Below are 14,110 nucleotides of genomic sequence, written 5' to 3'. Positions count from 1 at the left end.
TTGACGAGTCAACCAGCGTTCGGCAGAGTGCACGTTGAAGCGTCAACGAAACGGAGCGCAGCGCCATGCAGTTCGGTGTCTTCTCGGTCAGCGACATCACCTCCGACCCGACGACCGGCCGTGCTCCCTCCGAGGCGGAGCGGCTGGCGGCCGTGCTGCGGATCGCGGAGAAGACGGAGGAGGTCGGGCTCGACGTCTTCGCCCTCGGCGAGCACCACAACCCGCCGTTCTTCTCGTCCTCGCCCACGACGACGCTCGGCTACCTCGCGGGCCGCACGCAGCGGCTGCAGCTGTCGACGGCGACCACGCTCATCACCACGAACGACCCGGTGAAGATCGCCGAGGACTACGCGATGCTGCAGCACCTCGCCGGCGGCCGCGTCGACCTCACGCTGGGCCGCGGCAACACCGGCCCGGTCTACCCCTGGTTCGGCCAGGACATCCGCCAGGGCATCCCGCTCGCGATCGAGAACTACGCGCTGCTGCGCCGCCTGTGGGACGAGGACGTCGTGGACTGGGAGGGGAGGTTCCGCACCCCGCTGCAGGGCTTCACCTCCACGCCGCGCCCGCTCGACGGCGTCGCGCCGTTCGTGTGGCACGGGTCGATCCGCAGCCCCGAGATCGCCGAGCAGGCCGCCTACTACGGCGACGGCTTCTTCCACAACCACATCTTCTGGCCCGCCGACCACACCCGGCGGATGGTCGACTTCTACCGCCGCCGCTTCGAGCACTACGGGCACGGCGACGCCGACCAGGCGATCGTCGGCCTCGGCGGCCAGGTGTTCATGCGGAAGAACTCGCAGGACGCCGTCCGCGAGTTCCGGCCGTACTTCGACGAGGCGCCGGTGTACGGGCACGGCCCGTCGCTCGAGGACTTCGCCCGCGAGACGCCGCTGACCGTCGGCAGCCCGCAGCAGGTCATCGACCGGACGCTGGGCTTCCGCGACTACGTCGGCGACTACCAGCGCCAGCTCTTCCTCGTCGACCACGCGGGCCTGCCGCTCAAGACCGTCCTCGAGCAGCTGGACATGCTCGGCGAGGAGGTCGTGCCGGTGCTGCGCCGGGAGTTCGCCGCCCTCAAGCCCGCGCACGTCCCCGAGGCGCCGACGCACGAGTCCCTGGTGGCCGCGCGCGACACGAAGATCGAGGTGACCGTCTGATGAGCACCCGCACCCTCGCGGTGGTCAGCGCCGGGCTGTCGACGCCCTCGTCGACGCGCCTGCTGGCCGACCGCCTCGCCGACGGCGTCGTGGCCGCCCTGCGCGAGCGCGGGATCGAGGTGCGCCCCGAGGTGGTCGAGCTGCGCGAGCACGCCCGCGACCTCGCCGACCACCTCGTCACCGGCTTCCCGAACGCCGCGCTGCGCCCGGTGCTCGAGACCGTCGCCGGCGCCGACGGGCTGATCGCCGTGACGCCGATCTTCTCGGCGTCCTACAGCGGCCTGTTCAAGACGTTCGTCGACGTCCTCGACCGCGACGCTCTGACGGGCACCCCTGTGCTGCTCGGCGCGACGGCGGGCACGGCGCGCCACCAGCTCGCGCTGGACCACGCGATGCGCCCGCTGTTCGCCTACCTGCACGCCACGGTCGTGCCGACCGGGGTGTTCGCGGCGTCCGAGGACTGGGGGTCGGGCCCGGAGCTGGCCGACCGCATCACCCGCGCCGCGAGCGAGCTCGCCGACCTCGTGGCGGCGCGCCCGGCGACGGCGGCGGCGGACCCGTTCGCCGACCCGACGCCGTTCGAGCAGCTGCTGCGGGGTTAGACACGGAGCGGGGCGGGCGCCGCATCACCACGGCGCCCGTCCCGGTCGCGCGCCACCAGGTCGACGTCGCGCTCCGCGCCGTCGGCGCCGGACAGCGGCTCGGCCTGGGCGATCCCGGACCACTGCACGACGAGCAGGTGCGCGCGTCCCGTGGCGGTGCGCGCGACCGCGAACGCGCCGTCCGCCCCCGCCCGGACCGTCCCGAGCTGGTGGCCGTCGGTGCTGACGACGGTGAGCACGGCGCCGCCGGCCGGGGCGTCGCGGTGGCGCACGACGCCGCGCACGAGGGCCGGCTGGTCGGGGGCGCTCACCGGCGCCGCCGTGTGCGGCACCGGGCGCTGCGGCGGGATCGCCGCGACGATCGCCACGGCGACGACGGCCGCGCCGGCGCCGAGCAGCATGACCAGCACGAACGCCCCCTCGGTGGGCACGCCCGAGGCGGTGACGAGCGAGGCGAGCAGGACGCCCGCGACCGCGCTGGCGACCGAGGTGCCGAGCGCGCGCATGAGGTTGTTGAGGCTGTTCGCCGCGGCGGTCTGCTCGACGGGCACCGCGGCCATGATCAGCGAGGGCATCGCGCCGTAGCCGAGCCCGATGCCGCACGCGATGACCACGGAGCTGATCACCAGCTCCGTCACCGAGCCGTGGAGCACGGCGCCGACGCCGTAGCCGACGGCCACCACGAACGCGCCCAGCATCAGCGTCGTGCGCGGGCCGGACGCGGCGCTGATGCGCGCCGACACCGGCGACATCGCCATCATGCAGAGCCCGCCGGGGGCCAGCACGAGGCCCGCGACGAGGATCGACTGCCCCAGCCCGTAGCCGGTCTCCACCGGCAGCTGCAGCAGCTGCGGGTAGACCAGCGACATCGCGAACATCGAGAAGCCCATGACGATCGACGCGGTGTTGGTCAGCAGCACCTGGCGGCGCCGGCTGACCCGCAGGTCGACCAGGGGCTGGCGCGTGCGCAGCTCCCACCACGCCCATGCCAGCAGCACGACCGCCGCGACGACGAACAGCGACACCGTGGTCGTGCTGCCCCAGCCCCAGGTGCCGCCCTTCGACACCGCGAGCAGCAGGGCCACCAGCGCGACCGCCAGCCCGACCGCGCCGACGAGGTCGAAGCGCCCGCCCGCGCGCTGCGCCGACTCGGGCACGAGCGCGATCACGCCGACGAGCACCACGACCCCGAGACCGCCCGCGGCCCAGAACAGCACGTGCCAGTCGGAGGTCTGCGCGATCAGCGCCGCGAGCGGGAGGCCCAGCGCACCGCCGACGCCCAGCGAGGCGCTCATCAGCGCCGTCGCCGACCCGAGGCGCTCGGGCGGGAGCTCGTCGCGCATGAGGCTGATGCCCAGCGGGATGACGCCGGTCGCGAGCCCCTGCAGCGCCCGCCCCACGATCAGCGGGACCAGCGAGGTCGACAGCGCCGCGACCACCGAGCCCGCGATGAGCATCGCGAGGCAGACGAGCAGCATCCGGCGCTTCCCGACCATGTCGGCCAGGCGCCCGACGATCGGCACCGCCACCGCCGCGGTCAGCAGCGTCGCGGTGACGATCCAGGCCGTGTCGGCCGGCGGCGCCCCGAGCAACCGCGGGAACTGTGGCACCAGCGGCACCACGAGCGTCTGCTGCAGCGAGACGGTGATGCCGGCCAGCGCGAGCACCGGGACGAAGGCCGGCGCGCGGCGAGGTGGGGCAGCCGAGGTCACCGGCACAATCTAAATCAGTCGATTGACAACGGCGAGAGGAGGTCGTTCACTCGGCGCCGTGCCCGCCAAGGCCCGCACCGACCGCAACGCCGCCACCCGTGAGCGCATCCTCGACGCCGCGGAGCGCCTCTTCGCCGAGCACGGCGTGCACGGGGTCTCCAACCGGCAGGTCGCCGAGGCCGCGGGGCAGGGCAACACGGCCGTCGTCGGCTACCACTTCGGCACCAAGACCGACCTGGTCCGGGCGATCGTGCACCGGCACGGCGCGGCCATCGAGCAGACCCGCGAGCAGATGGTGGCGCGCGTCGAGGGGAGCGACGACCTGCGCGACTGGCTCGAGTGCCTCGTCCGCCCGACGATCGACCACCTCGCCGCGCTCGGGACGCCGACCTGGTACGCCCGCTTCGGCGCGCAGGTGATGACCGACCCGGCGCTGCGCGCGATCCTCGTCGACGAGTCGCTCGGCTCGCCGGTGCTCCAGCGCGTCCTCGAGGGCCTGCAGGCGTGCCTGCCGGCCCTGCCCGCCGCCGTGCGCCGCGAGCGCGGCGACGTCGGGCGCCACCTGCTGGTGCACGTGCCCGCCGAGCGCGAGCGCGCCCTCGCCGAGGGCGCGCCGACCGTCCGCGCGACGTGGGCCGACACCGCCACCGGCCTCGTCGACGTGCTCGTCGGCGTGTGGCTCGCGCCCGTCACCACCCCCGCGGCACGGTGAGGCGCTCCACGCTCGCCCAGAAGTCGACGAGGACCTCCGCGGCCCGCTCGGGGTCCTGTGCCATCCACCAGTGCCCGAGCCCCTCGAGCACCGCGATCCGCGCGCCCGCTCGGGCCGCCGCGCGGCGACGCTGGGCGTCGTCCCCCACCACGTGGTCGGCGGTGGCGAGGACCGCGAGACCCGGTCGCGCCGCGGCGTCGGGCAGGTGGGCGCCGGCCCGCGCCATCACCGGCTGCACGGCCGACCGGTAGTGGGCGAGGATCGCCCGCCCCATCGCCTCGTCCTGGCCCGCGACCACCGCCGTCGCGACCGTCCCGGGCATCCCGCGCCCGACCAGCACCCCGACCACCGCCGCGGCGTCGCGATCCGGGCCGAAGCGCTCGGCGACGTCCGCCTCGCCCGGCCCGGGCGTCTGCCAGCGCTGCGCGAGCTCGTGCCACACGTAGTCGGGCTCGAAGGCGCCGAGCGTGTCGCTGACCCAGCTGCGCAGCAGGTCGGGACGGGTCATCGCCACGCGCAGCGTGTGGCTCCCGCCGAGGTCGTGGCCCACGAGATCGACGGGCTCCCCGAGCGCCTCCAGCTCGCCGATCAGCCAGTCGCGATAGGCCGCGGGGGTGGCCGGGAAGCCGTCGGGCAGCGGCGCGCCGAAGCCGGGCGGCGACAGCCGCACCACCTGCTCGCGCGGCACGCCCCGCACCGCGAGCGCATCGAGCAGGGGCTCCCAGACCGCCGGGGTCTCGGGGTTGCCGTGGACCAGGACGACGGTCACGCGACGGCCCGGTCGACGATCGGCGCGGTCGGCTGGAGCACGGCCTCGAGCAGGCCGCCGGTGCGCAGGTGCTCGATCGCCCGGTACTCCGGGTCGCGGATCATCGCCGCGAAGTGCTCGCGGCTGGGGTAGCGCACGAGCAGCACCGTGTCCCACGCCTGCCCCTCCTCGGCCGCCAGGGCACGACCCCCCTCGCCGAGGTAGAGCACCTCCACGTCGTAGCGGGCGCTCACCGCGCCCACCGCGTCGACGTACCGCTGGTAGATCTCCCGGCCGCCGTCGGGCCGGAAGCGCAGCAGGTTGAGCATCACCACGGGACCCCCGGGGTCCTCGGCGAGCATCGTCTCCACCGCGCCGTCCTGCAGCTCGATCACTGTGACTCCTCTCGGTCCCCCCAAGGTTGCATACTTGTCAGTCAGCACGCAAGTTGTGCTGCTACGCTCCGCGGATGACCGTCCAGCCCCGCCGGCGCACCCAGCAGGAGCGCCGCGAGCACACCGAGACCGCGCTCGTCGCGGCCGCGGCCGAGATCGTCGTGGAGGCCGGCGTCCGCGCCCTCACGCTCGCCCGCGTCGGCGAGCGCGCCGGCTACAGCCGCGGGATCGTCACCCACCACTTCGGCTCCAAGCAGGGCCTCGTCGACGCCCTCGCGCGCTCCATCCAGGTCGGCTTCGTGCCGGGCCTCGAGGACCGGCCGCCCGGTCTCGGGCGGCTGCTCGCGCTCGTCGACGGCTACCTGCACGCGGTCAGCGCGCTGGGCACCGCGAACCGCGCGTTCCTGCTGCTCTGGGCCGAGGCGGCCACCACGCCCGAGCTCGCCGAGACCTTCCGCGACCGCGACCGCGGCTTCCGCGCCGACCTCCGCGTCGACATCGACGCGGGCGTGGCCGCGGGCGAGATCCGCGCCGACGCCGACCCGGAGGCCGTCGCCGTCGCGCTCGTCGGCCAGCTGCGCGGGATCGGCATGCAGCGCCTCGTCGACCCCGAGGGCGTCGACACCGAGCGCCTGCGCGGCGACGTCACCGAGCAGTGGCGGCGGGCGCTGCGGTCCGGGTGACGTCCGACGCTGATTCCTTGCGCACAACCGATTCTGTGACACTCTGTGGAGTGCAGGCGTTGGACACCGCGGACGCACTGCTCCGAACGAGTGTCCTGACGCGCGCAGCGTCGGAGATCGGACGTCCATGTCGACACTCACCGCAACCGTCGACCTCCCCACCACGACCTACACCGTGCGGGACGCGCGGACCATCACCCTGAGCCTCGCCACGGCGTGGAGCGCGCCGGCCGCCGTCGAGGACCTCGCCGTGCTCATCGACGACCTCTCCAGCGACGTGGTCGCGCACGCGGGGAACGAGACGAGCCTCGTCCTCGAGATGAGCCTCGCCGACGAGGTGCTGCGGGTCGGGATCGCCGACGGCTCGGCCGTGCGTCCCGTCGCCGCGGGCGAGACCGCCGGCCTGCGGCACGCGGCCCTCGCCAGCGGCTGGGGCGAGGAGCCCTACCGCGGCGGGCACCGCATCTGGTTCGAGATCGGCCCGGCCCCCGCGGGCGAGCCGGCGTCCGACGCGGTCCCCGCCGCGGAGGTGTGGCGCTCCCTCGAGCGGGCGCTCGACGCGGCCCGGTCCGGGCAGGACGACCCGACCGCGCCCTGACGGCGCCCCTTCAGCTCCGCCCCAGGTCCGCACGGGATCATGCCCCCGTGGGACAGGCCGCGACGCTCCAGGGGCTCACCGAGGCACAGGCGCAGGAGGCAGCGCGCCGGGGCCGGGCGAACACCCCGGTCTCGGGATCGGGCCGCACCACCGGGCGCATCCTGCGCACCACCGTCTTCTCGTTCTACAACAACACGCTCTTCGCCATCGGCATCGCGCTGCTCGCCCTCGGGCGCTACAGCGACGCCCTGGTCAGCGTGGGTCTCGGGATCATCAACGCCGCGCTCGCCGCGGTCCAGGAGCTGCGCGCCAAGCGCCAGCTCGACCGGCTCCAGCTGCTCGCCCGGGAGCCCGTGACGGTGGTGCGCGACGGGGCGGAGCGTCCGGCCGGGCCCGCCGAGGTGGTCGTCGGCGACCTGGTGCGGGTGCGCTCCGGGGAGCAGATCGTGGTCGACGGGCCGCTCGTCGCGGGCCGGCTCGAGGCCGACGAGTCGCTGCTGACCGGCGAGTCCGACCCCGTCGCCAAGGCCGTGGGCGACCCGCTGCTCTCGGGCAGCTCGTGCTCGGGCGGCGAGGGCCTGCAGCGCGCCGAGGCCGTCGGCGCCGAGAGCCACGCGGGACGCCTGACGCTGGCCGCGCGCGCCGACACCACCGTGCTCACCCCGCTGCAGCGGCGCATCGAGCTGGTGGTGCGCCTGCTGATCCTGCTCGTGGTGCTGATGAGCGGCGCGATCCTCGCGCAGGCCGCGCTCGACGGGTCGACGGTGCTGCGCGTCGTCCAGACCTCCGCCGTGCTCTCCGGTCTCGTGCCGTACGGACTGTTCTTCCTCATCGCCGTGGCCTACACCGTCGGCGCCGCGCGCATCGCCGGGCGCGGCGCCCTGGTGCAGCGCACCAACGCCGTCGAGGCCGTCAGCCGCGTCGACGTCGTGTGCACCGACAAGACCGGGACGCTGACCAGCGGACGGCTGACGCCGGTCGAAGTGGTGCCCGCGGGCCGGGAGACGGAGCCTGCCGGAGCTCGACCCGATGACGCAGCCGAGGCGGGGGCCCGGGCACTGCTCGGCACCTTCGCCCGGTCGGCCGGGTCCACCAACGCCACCACGGCGGCGCTGGCCGCGCTCCCCGGCGAGCGGGTCGACGTCGTCGACGAGGTCGAGTTCCGCTCCTCGCTGCGCTGGAGCGGGATCACGCTCGCCGACGGCACGTCGCTGGTGCTGGGCGCGCCCTCGACGCTGCGCCCGGCGCTCGCCGATCCCGCACTCGCCGCAGAGGACGCCGTGCGGCGGCGCACCGACCAGGGCCTGCGGGTGCTCGTGCTGGCGCGCGCGCAGGCCGGGCTGCGCGACGCCGACGACCGCCCGCGCCTCCCCCGCCTGCACGGGATCGCCCTGGTGGCGCTCGCCGACGAGCTGCGCGACGGCGTCAGCGAGGTCCTCGCCGACCTGGGCGCCGAGGGCGTCGCGGTGAAGGTGATCTCGGGGGACGACCCGGACACCGTCGCCGCCCTCGCCCGCCGCGCCGGGCTCGACGCCCCGGCGATCGCGGGCCCGCGCCTCGCCGCGCTCGAGGGCGAGCTGTTCGACGACGCCGTCGACACCCACGGCGTGTTCGGGCGGATCGCCCCCGAGCAGAAGGAGCAGATCGTCGCGTCGCTGCGCCGGCGCGGGCACCAGGTCGCGATGGTCGGCGACGGTGTCAACGACGCCCGGGCGCTCAAGGCCGCGCAGGTCGGGGTGGCGATGCGCTCGGGCAGCGCGGTGACCCGCGACGTCGCCGACATCGTGCTGCTCGACGACTCGTTCACGACGCTACCGCCCGCGCGCACCGAGGGCCGGCGGATCATCGCGGGCGTCAGCTCCTCGATGTACCTGTTCCTCGCGCGGGTCGCGACGCAGATGCTCGTCATCCTCACCGTCACGCTGCTCGGGCTCGGCTTCCCCTACACGCCCACCCAGGTCGGCCTGACGCTGTTCACCGTCGGGCTCCCCACGTTCTTCCTGACGATGTGGGCGCGCCCGGAGCCGCCCGCCGAGGACCTGCTGGTCTCGCTCGCGCGGTTCGTCATCCCGGTCGGGGTGCTCACCGCGGGCTTCGCGACCGCGATCTACGCCTACCTCTACCGCCGGATCACCGACGGCTTCACCGGCACGCCGTTCCCCGACGCGATCCGCCTGTTCGAGCAGTACACGGGCCTGACCTACGGGGTCGACGCCGACTTCGTCGAGGCCTCGGCGACCCTGGGCGCCCAGTCGGCGATGTCGGTGTTCGTGTCGACCACCGCGATCGTGCTGATCCTGCTCCTCGAGCCCCCGCACCGGATCTTCACGGCCTGGGCGCCGGTGAGCAGCGACCGCCGGCCGACGTGGCTCGCGCTGGGCCTGTTCGTCGCGTTCGCGGTCGTGCTGATCGTCCCGGCCACCCGCGAGTACTTCGGGCTCACCGCGCCGGACCCGCCCGTCGTGCAGATCCCCGCGGTCGCGCTGGTGCTGTGGTTCGTCACCCTGAGCCTCGTGCTGCGCCACCGGGTGCTCGAGCGCCTCCTCGGTCTGCGCGGCGGAACTACGGTCGGGGCATGAGCCCCACCGCGACCGACGTCGACGTCTGGTTCACCGAGCACCTGCACCTCGAGGACGACACCCTGCGCGCCGCGCGCGAGCGGGCCGGCGGCGCGGGACTGCCCGACATCGCCGTCGCGCCCGCGCAGGGCGCGTTCCTGGCCACGCTCGCGCGGCTCGCGGGGGCGCGGCGGGTGCTCGAGGTCGGCACCCTCGGCGGCTACTCGACGATCTGGCTCGCCCGCGCGGTCGGCGCGCGGGGCCTCGTCACGACGCTGGAGATCGACCCGCACCACGCGGAGGTCGCGCGCTCCTGCGTCGACCAGGCCGGGGTGGGCGACCGTGTCGAGATCGTCCTCGGCCCCGCCCTCGAGACCCTGCCGACCGTCGCCGGGCCCCTCGACCTCGTGTTCGTCGACGCCGACAAGGAGAACAACGCCGGCTACGTGCGCGCCGCGCTGCCGCTGTGCCGGCCGGGCGCGCTGGTCGTCGTCGACAACGTCGTGCGCGGCGGGCGGGTCGCCGACCCCGGCGACGACTCCCCGACGGTCCGCGGGGTGCGCGAGGTGGTCGAGCTCGTCGCCGCCGACCCCCGCCTCGAGGGCGCCACCGCGCTGCAGGTCGTCGACCGCAAGGGCTGGGACGGCGTCCTGCTCGCCACCGTGACCGGGTGATGAGCGGCTGATGGCGCACGAGTGAAACAACCCTCGTCCGAACCGGTGCTGTTTCGGTCAAGAGTTCGCTCACGTGGCGAGCAGTGCGTGACCTGGACCACCATCGCGGGTGCCGTGTTCAGTCCGCGAGCCACGGTCGACCCTCCGTGAGCGCCGGCGCCCGACCCCGTACGGGCGCGCGACCACGGGTCCCGGTGGCGGACGAGGAGGACCCCGCCCATGTGGCACCTGCACTGGCGCGCCGAGGTGGCGCGCATCGAGACGAAGCGACCCGACCTGGGTCGCACCGACACGAGAGCCGAGAGGACGCGCACCGAGAAGAGCACGACGGCCAAGGCCGGCTCCTTCCAGCGCGTCTGGCACGACACCCCCGCGGCGACCGTCGCCGCCGACGTCCCGGAGTCGGTCCGTGTCCGGGGCCGCTGAGACCATCCCGGGCGGCGCCTGCACCCGCGCCGCGGCCGCCCTCGCCCCGCGCGCCTGTCCCGACGGTGGCCTGACGCTCTCGCCGGCGGCCGTGGCCGCCCTCGCCGAGCTGTTCCGCGCGGTCGGCCGGGGGCGGGACGCCGCGGAGGTCACCGACGTCGCCGACCGCGCCGCGCGCCGGATGCTCGCGGCGCTCGAGGTGCCGGCCCCGGGGCCGTCCGTGCCCGCCCCGTCGCCGCGGGTCCCGGGCGACCAGGACGCGCAGGTCCTGGCCGCCCGGTAGCGATCAGACCGGCGCGATCTCGACCCGGGTGTCGGAGAACGTCGGCGCGTTGCCGAGGTCGGCGAAGACGAACGGGTTGACGGCGTTCACCGTGCTCTGGTCCTTCGCGTTCTTCGGCCACGCGCCCATCGGCGCGACCGCGACGCCCGGGGCCACCTCGTCGCTGACGCGTGCCAGCGCGACGAACCGGCCGCGGTCGTTGAACACCGAGACGTACTGCCCGTCGGTGATGTCGCGCGCCTGCGCGTCGGCGGGGTGCAGCGTGACCATCTGCTCGCCCTGCACGCGCTTCTGCATCGCCTGGTCGCCGGCGCTCGAGTTGAGGAACGCGTGCGACTTGGGCGAGAGCAGGTTCAGCGGGTGGCTGTCGCCGGTCTCGCGCGGCGCCACGTAGTGCGGCAGCGGGTCGACGACCCCGCCGGGCTGGAACTCCTCGTAGAGCTGGCGGAACAGCGGCACGACGAAGTTGCCCGCCGCCTCCAGGGCCGACGACCGGAACTCGGTCTTGCCCGACGGCGTCGGGAACCCGCCCTCGGCGTGCGGGCGGTACTCGTCGGGGCTCGGGAGGTTGAGCCGCGCCCACCCGGTCTCGCGCAGCGACTCCAGCGTGATGCCCTCCATCGCCGGCGCGGACCAGTCGTAGGACTGCTCGAGCAGCTGCTCGTCGGTGAGCGTGAAGTACTCGTCGGAGAAGCCCATGGCCGCGGCGAGCCGGCGGAACAGCTCGGTGTTGGGGATCGCCTCGCCCAGCGGCTCGATGGCCGGGGTGTTCAGCGTGACGTAGAAGTGGCCCCAGCTGAACATGATGTCGTGCTGCTCGAGCTGGGTCGTCGCCGGCAGCACGATGTCGGCGTAGCGCGCGGTGTCGGTGAGGACGTGGTCGCTGACCACGGTGAACAGGTCCTCGCGGGCCAGGCCGCGGGCGATCTTCTCCTGCTCGGGGCAGACCACCATCGGGTTGGAGTTGTAGACCATGAGCGCCGAGATCGGCGGGTCCAGCTCGAGCTCGCCGGTCAGCGCCCGCCCGAGCAGGTACTGGTTGACGACGCGCGTGCCCGGCGTCGCCATCTCCGGGTGGATGAAGGCCGGCCAGTTCACCGGGTGCGCCCACAGCGGGAGCTGCAGCAGGCCGCCGCCGACGTGGCGCCAGGCGCCGACCAGCGCGGGCAGGCAGGCGATCGAGCGGACCGTCTGCCCGCCGCCCGCGTGCCGCTCGATCGCGACGCCGATGCGGATCAGCGAGGGGTCCGAGGTGGCGTACTCGCGGGCCAGCGTGCGGATGTCCTCGGCGGGGATGCCGGTCTCCTGCGACGCCCACTCCGGGGTGTACTGCGCGGCGCGCTCGACCATCTCCTCGTAGCCCGCGGTGTGCTCGCGGACGTAGTCCTCGTCGGTGAGGCCCTCCGAGATGATCACGTTCATCATCGCCAGCGCGAGCGCGCCGTCGGTGCCCGGGCGGATCGGGATGTACCAGTCGGCGCGGCGCGCGGTCTTGTGCCGCACGGGGTCGATGACGACGACCTTCGCGCCCCGCTTCTGCGCCTCGGCGACGATCGGCCAGAGGTGCAGGTTGGTCGAGACCATGTTGCAGGCCCAGATGATGATGTAGCGGGAGTGGACGATGCTCTCGGGGTCGACGCCCGCCGTCGCGCCGATGGTGGCGGCGTACGCGGTGCAGGAGCCCGAGTCGCAGTAGGTCCGCTCGGTGATGGTGGCGCCGAGCCGGTGGAAGAACGCGTCGCCGACCGACAGACCGTTGAGGATGCCCTGGGTGCCGAGGTAGCTCACCGGCATGACCGTCTCGGCGCCGTGCTCGGCGATCTTCGCCTTGAACGTGGAGGCGATCGTCTCGAGCGCCTCGTCCCAGCTGATCTCCTCGAAGCGCCCGCTGCCCTTGGGGCCCGTGCGGCGCAGCGGGTGCAGGATGCGGTCGGGGTTGTAGACCTTGTCCTGGTAGTTGTTGACCTTGACGCAGAGCCCGCCGCGGGTGATCGGGTGCTCGGGGTCGCCGCGGACGCCCGTGGCCACGCCGTTCTCGACGGTCACCGTCATCGCGCAGGTGTCGGGGCAGTCGTGCGGACACGCCGCGCGCACCGTCGTGCTGGTGGGCGTGAGCGGAAGATCGTCGAGCGCGGTCACGGCGGGCTCCCGGGGTGGTGGTCTCGGGCGTTCCTCGGTCGTTGGCGGGCGGTCGCCCCGAGGGGCAGGGCGACCGCCGGTGACAGCCTGACCACCGCACGCGGTCGAGCGCTTGTCGCTCCGCGACGGATTGCGCACCGTTGACCGGCGCCACGAGGTTCCCTAGCGTCGAGCGACCGCCGTCACCGTCGTCGAGCCCCTGACCCGTCCCCTCCCTCCCGGGAGCCGCCCGTGGCGACCACCGCCCGCCCCGTGGGACCGTTCCCCCGCCCCAGGACGACGGTGGCGCGCGCCCCGGAGTCGCCCGAGGTGCGCGGGCGCGCCGACCGTCTCGACGGCTGGCGCGACCTCCTGCGCGAGCACTTCGTGGCCCTCGACGTGAACGCCGAGCCCGACGACCGCTTCGACGGTGCGGTGCGCAGCAGCCTCGTCGGGCACCTCGCGGTGGCCACCGTCGATTCGACCGGGCAGGAGTGCGTGCGCACGCCGGGGCTCGCGCGCCACGACCCCGACGACTACCTGCAGGTCGGCCTCATCGCCCGCGGCGAGGCGGTGGTGCGCCAGGACGGGCGCGAGGCCCTGCTCGGCCCCGGCGCCTACACGATCTACGAGACGGGCCGGCCGTTCGCGTGGCGGTTCCGGGGCGACTGGCGCATGTTGGTGTTCACCTGGCCGCGCGACCTCGTCGGCATCGACCGCGACACCTCGCGGGCCGCCACCGCCCGCGCCCTGGGCGGCGACCGTCTCGGCGCGATCGTCGGCCGGACGCTCGCCGACGTGGTGGCCGCGCCGCCCGAGCTCTCGCCCGTCGCCGGGGCCCGGCTGGCCACCGAGCTCGCCGACCTCCTGGGCACCGTGGCCGGCGAGGCCCTGCACGGCGACCACCTCGCCGGGCCCCGGGGCGTCGCGGAGCTGCGGGCCCGGGTGGAGGCCTACGTCGCCGAGCACCTCGAGGACCCCGACCTCGGCCCGGAGACGATCGCGCGGGCGCACTTCGTCTCGACCCGCCAGCTCCACCGGGCGTTCGCGGAGGCGTCGACGACGGTCGGGCGGCTGGTGCGCCGGCGGCGCCTCGAGCACGGGCAGCGCGAGCTCGCCGACCCGCGCCTGGACGACCTGTCGGTCACCGACATCGCGCTGCGCTGCGGCTTCGGCGACCTCGCCGCGTTCAGCCGCGCGTTCAAGGAGACGTTCCACGAGCCGCCGACCACGTTCCGCCTCCGCCACCGTCCGTAGTCGCCGGCTCGCGCAACGATTTTCCCGGTCGGCGGGGAACATCCCGGCCCGCCCGCGCCGTCACAGTGCCGAACGCCCACCACGAGGGCACCGAGCACGGACAGAGAGCGAGCACCGATCATGAGCGCCGACACCACCGCCAGCGACCGCCACTTCGCCGCCGACGGCAACATCTACGAGGCCG

At 74.5% G+C, this 14,110-nt stretch carries 14 protein-coding genes; 10 read left to right on the top strand and 4 right to left on the bottom strand.

All coding sequences use genetic code 11. From position 1 onward, the window contains the following. The first annotated feature begins 65 nt into the window (after positions 1 to 65). Both ACFPK1_RS31040 and ACFPK1_RS31035 read left to right on the top strand, forming a co-directional pair. Positions 66 to 1,160, top strand: coding sequence for an LLM class flavin-dependent oxidoreductase (locus ACFPK1_RS31040; protein ID WP_378024815.1), 1,095 nt, complete (start codon positions 66 to 68; stop codon positions 1,158 to 1,160). Further along, positions 1,160 to 1,762: an FMN reductase gene (locus ACFPK1_RS31035; RefSeq protein ID WP_378024814.1), complete on the top strand. Its 603-nt coding sequence runs from the start codon at positions 1,160 to 1,162 to the stop codon at positions 1,760 to 1,762. Before ACFPK1_RS31040 ends, ACFPK1_RS31035 begins: the two co-directional genes overlap by 1 nt. On the opposite strand, the gene ACFPK1_RS31030 is transcribed toward ACFPK1_RS31035, so the two are convergent. Next, positions 1,759 to 3,474: an MFS transporter gene (locus ACFPK1_RS31030; protein WP_378024813.1), complete on the bottom strand. Its 1,716-nt coding sequence runs from the start codon at positions 3,472 to 3,474 to the stop codon at positions 1,759 to 1,761. The two genes, ACFPK1_RS31035 and ACFPK1_RS31030, sit on opposite strands and share 4 nt — an antisense overlap. Positions 3,475 to 3,532: 58 nt before the next feature. Between ACFPK1_RS31030 and ACFPK1_RS31025 the strand changes: the two genes are divergently transcribed. Next, the gene (locus ACFPK1_RS31025; protein ID WP_378024812.1) at positions 3,533 to 4,186 is read left to right on the top strand and encodes a TetR/AcrR family transcriptional regulator; all 654 of its coding nucleotides are present in this window, start codon (positions 3,533 to 3,535) and stop codon (positions 4,184 to 4,186) included. Here ACFPK1_RS31025 and ACFPK1_RS31020 read toward each other — a convergent pair. Then, a complete protein-coding gene (locus ACFPK1_RS31020) occupies positions 4,164 to 4,955 on the bottom strand; it encodes an alpha/beta fold hydrolase (protein ID WP_378024811.1) in 792 nt (263 codons plus the stop codon). The two genes, ACFPK1_RS31025 and ACFPK1_RS31020, sit on opposite strands and share 23 nt — an antisense overlap. Next, positions 4,952 to 5,329 carry a DUF1330 domain-containing protein gene (locus tag ACFPK1_RS31015; RefSeq protein ID WP_378024810.1) on the bottom strand — a complete coding sequence of 126 codons (378 nt, stop codon included), beginning with the start codon at positions 5,327 to 5,329 and terminating at the stop codon, positions 4,952 to 4,954. The genes ACFPK1_RS31020 and ACFPK1_RS31015 overlap by 4 nt, the downstream gene beginning before the upstream one ends. Before the next feature lie 74 nt (positions 5,330 to 5,403). Between ACFPK1_RS31015 and ACFPK1_RS31010 the strand changes: the two genes are divergently transcribed. From ACFPK1_RS31010 to ACFPK1_RS30985, 6 genes are all read left to right on the top strand, one after another. Next, the gene (locus ACFPK1_RS31010) at positions 5,404 to 6,012 is read left to right on the top strand and encodes a TetR/AcrR family transcriptional regulator (RefSeq protein WP_378024809.1); all 609 of its coding nucleotides are present in this window, start codon (positions 5,404 to 5,406) and stop codon (positions 6,010 to 6,012) included. A 127-nt stretch (positions 6,013 to 6,139) separates the two neighbouring features. Then, positions 6,140 to 6,610: a hypothetical protein gene (locus ACFPK1_RS31005; protein ID WP_378024808.1), complete on the top strand. Its 471-nt coding sequence runs from the start codon at positions 6,140 to 6,142 to the stop codon at positions 6,608 to 6,610. 47 nt (positions 6,611 to 6,657) lie between these two features. Continuing rightward, positions 6,658 to 9,189 (top strand): HAD-IC family P-type ATPase, encoded by a 2,532-nt coding sequence (locus tag ACFPK1_RS31000; protein ID WP_378024807.1) that lies wholly within the window; start codon positions 6,658 to 6,660, stop codon positions 9,187 to 9,189. After that, positions 9,186 to 9,842, top strand: a complete 657-nt coding sequence (locus tag ACFPK1_RS30995; RefSeq protein WP_378024806.1) for an O-methyltransferase — start codon at positions 9,186 to 9,188, stop codon at positions 9,840 to 9,842. Before ACFPK1_RS31000 ends, ACFPK1_RS30995 begins: the two co-directional genes overlap by 4 nt. Before the next feature lie 219 nt (positions 9,843 to 10,061). Further along, a complete protein-coding gene (locus ACFPK1_RS30990) occupies positions 10,062 to 10,268 on the top strand; it encodes a hypothetical protein (protein ID WP_378024805.1) in 207 nt (68 codons plus the stop codon). After that, complete coding sequence (locus ACFPK1_RS30985) at positions 10,252 to 10,551, top strand: hypothetical protein (RefSeq protein ID WP_378024804.1); 300 nt, start codon at positions 10,252 to 10,254, stop codon at positions 10,549 to 10,551. Before ACFPK1_RS30990 ends, ACFPK1_RS30985 begins: the two co-directional genes overlap by 17 nt. A 3-nt stretch (positions 10,552 to 10,554) precedes the next feature. Here the strand turns inward: ACFPK1_RS30985 and ACFPK1_RS30980 are convergent, their stop codons facing one another. Next, positions 10,555 to 12,690, bottom strand: coding sequence for a molybdopterin-containing oxidoreductase family protein (locus tag ACFPK1_RS30980; RefSeq protein WP_378024803.1), 2,136 nt, complete (start codon positions 12,688 to 12,690; stop codon positions 10,555 to 10,557). Positions 12,691 to 12,921: 231 nt separating this feature from the next. Between ACFPK1_RS30980 and ACFPK1_RS30975 the strand changes: the two genes are divergently transcribed. Next, the gene (locus ACFPK1_RS30975) at positions 12,922 to 13,926 is read left to right on the top strand and encodes an AraC-like ligand-binding domain-containing protein (protein ID WP_378024802.1); all 1,005 of its coding nucleotides are present in this window, start codon (positions 12,922 to 12,924) and stop codon (positions 13,924 to 13,926) included. Positions 13,927 to 14,110 lie beyond the last annotated feature (184 nt).

The sequence above is a fragment of the Actinomycetospora rhizophila genome (genome assembly GCF_042657905.1).
In the GTDB taxonomy this organism is placed as follows: domain Bacteria; phylum Actinomycetota; class Actinomycetes; order Mycobacteriales; family Pseudonocardiaceae; genus Actinomycetospora; species Actinomycetospora rhizophila.
The sequence above is the reverse complement of the archived record's forward strand: the minus strand, read 5'-3'. Positions and strand labels throughout refer to the sequence as shown.

Coding starts and splice junctions, on each gene's coding strand:
- ACFPK1_RS31040 (WP_378024815.1), top strand. CDS start 66: ATGCAGTTCGGTGTCTTCTCGGTCAGCGACATCACCTCCGACCCGACG.
- ACFPK1_RS31035 (WP_378024814.1), top strand. CDS start 1,160: ATGAGCACCCGCACCCTCGCGGTGGTCAGCGCCGGGCTGTCGACGCCC.
- ACFPK1_RS31010 (WP_378024809.1), top strand. CDS start 5,404: ATGACCGTCCAGCCCCGCCGGCGCACCCAGCAGGAGCGCCGCGAGCAC.
- ACFPK1_RS31005 (WP_378024808.1), top strand. CDS start 6,140: ATGTCGACACTCACCGCAACCGTCGACCTCCCCACCACGACCTACACC.
- ACFPK1_RS30995 (WP_378024806.1), top strand. CDS start 9,186: ATGAGCCCCACCGCGACCGACGTCGACGTCTGGTTCACCGAGCACCTG.
- ACFPK1_RS30990 (WP_378024805.1), top strand. CDS start 10,062: ATGTGGCACCTGCACTGGCGCGCCGAGGTGGCGCGCATCGAGACGAAG.